We start from the raw sequence: 1654 nt of genomic DNA, 5'->3' as shown, positions 1-1654 counted from the left end.
CACCCTGCGACTCGGCCCACTCCTTGAGGTTCACATGACCATCATAGCTCACTATAGAGCGCCAATGACTACTGGACGAGCGACAGTTGGCACCCTCGCGTTTGACGGACAGGATCTTGACTGCGCCCTGTACCGGCCGGCGCTGGTGGACCTTCACGTGCCCGACACCCTGGAACCGCACAAACGTCCGGGCCGGGTTGTCAGGCTGGGAGTCCCAACGGCAGCCGTCGTTGTCGACAGGCCACGTCACGGTGTCGAAGTGCCCGGCGCCCTTGAAGCGCGGGTAGCCGGGCGTCTCGCCAGCCTTCACATGGCGGAAGAACGCGGCGAACGACAGGTTGAGGCGTCGCAGGGTGGCCTACTGGGAGGAGAACGACCATCGGGCCTGAGGTGGGTCGTACGCCCGGATGTCCTTCAGCTGGGCCGACTTGGTCCCCGTACTCGACCCTGGTCTTCGACGGGTGCGCGTAGGCGCCCCGACGCTCCCGCAACGCCGCGTTGTAGAGCGCGCGGTGGTCGTTCAGCATCACGGTCAACGACGCGACCTGATGCGCCGTCGGGCGCAGCAGGAACTTGTACGTCCGCCTCACCGCGCCGCCGCCTTGCGCCACGGGCGTTCGTTCTGCGTCTCGATGTACCGGGTCACCGTCCCGGCTGACACCGCGCCGACGGTCGCCACGAAGTACGACCGGGACCAGAGCGTGGGCAGCCGGGAGCGCAGGTGCGCGAACTCGCCGCGTAGCACGTGGGACGTGAAGCCCTTCAACTGGTTCGCAACGTACGACGGGGAGTGCTTCGGGTGAGCCTTGACGAACAGGTGCACGTGGTCGGGCTCGATCTCCAGCGCGACGATCAGCCAGTCATGCTCGGCGCACTTCTCGCGCAGCAGCGCGTCAAGCCGCTCGCGCACCCCGCCGGTGAGCACGGGACGGCGATACTTGGGGCACCACACGACGTGGTAGCCGAGGTCGTAGACCCCGCCCGCGCCCGCCGTCACCTGCCGTCCCATGCCACCGACTATACCAGCGTGGCATGTCTAGTCACTTGCGGTCCGTACCGGATTCCCCTGTCGCCTGAAGGCGACAATCCCCTCCGGACAACTCGATGGGCGGACCCGGCGAGTCTTCGGTGGATGATCTGGGCCTACATCAGGGCTGGCGGCGCGGCGGAGACGTCCCGTCCCCGCGGGGGCCTACCCGCCGAGGTGTGGGCGCTCGACTGGCACCGGCTGTGGATTATCGCCTGGTATCTCGACCAGGCGGCCGTGTGGATGCCGGAGCCGGACCGGGATGCCTTCGTGGCCTCGGTGGTGCGCCCCTGGACCCTCTGCCGCCCTGGGATCCCCCGCGGCACGGGGAACAGCCCACCCTCGGCCTCCGGCTCCACCACGGCGCGTCTCCCCCCTCGGCATCCACCGGGCCTCGACGACCCGCCACGAATGCTGTGCCCTCGATTGCCACATACTTGATCGCCGCATACTTGATTGCTGTGTACTTGATTGCTGTGTACTCGGTTCACAGACTACACCACCGTCATCGGCGACGAAAGCCACCATCCCACCCGGGTCCGACACGTCGGCCGGTGAATGCGCAGGACCTGAGCACGGTCCACGGTCCCCTGGACCGTGCCTTGCCCCCCACAACGTGGCCACCGC

2 protein-coding genes and 1 pseudogene are annotated in these 1654 nt (G+C 67.5%); 1 reads left to right on the top strand and 2 read right to left on the bottom strand.

Annotated elements, in window-relative coordinates; all coding sequences use genetic code 11:
* Positions 1–91: 91 nt before the first annotated feature.
* Positions 92–590: pseudogene (locus KBI5_RS24675) on the bottom strand (helix-turn-helix domain-containing protein); the annotation flags it as partial.
* Positions 587–1009, bottom strand: coding sequence for an IS200/IS605 family transposase (tnpA, locus tag KBI5_RS24670; RefSeq protein ID WP_085016627.1), 423 nt, complete (start codon positions 1007–1009; stop codon positions 587–589). The gene tnpA and the pseudogene KBI5_RS24675, both read right to left, overlap by 4 nt.
* Positions 1010–1132: 123 nt before the next feature.
* Between tnpA and KBI5_RS27260 the strand changes: the two genes are divergently transcribed.
* On the top strand, positions 1133–1468 hold the full coding sequence (locus KBI5_RS27260) for a hypothetical protein (protein ID WP_198537979.1): 336 nt from the start codon (positions 1133–1135) through the stop codon (positions 1466–1468).
* Positions 1469–1654: the final 186 nt, after the last annotated feature.

The sequence above is a fragment of the Frankia sp. KB5 genome (genome assembly GCF_002099325.1).
In the GTDB taxonomy this organism is placed as follows: domain Bacteria; phylum Actinomycetota; class Actinomycetes; order Frankiales; family Frankiaceae; genus Frankia; species Frankia casuarinae.
The sequence above is the reverse complement of the archived record's forward strand: the minus strand, read 5'-3'. Positions and strand labels throughout refer to the sequence as shown.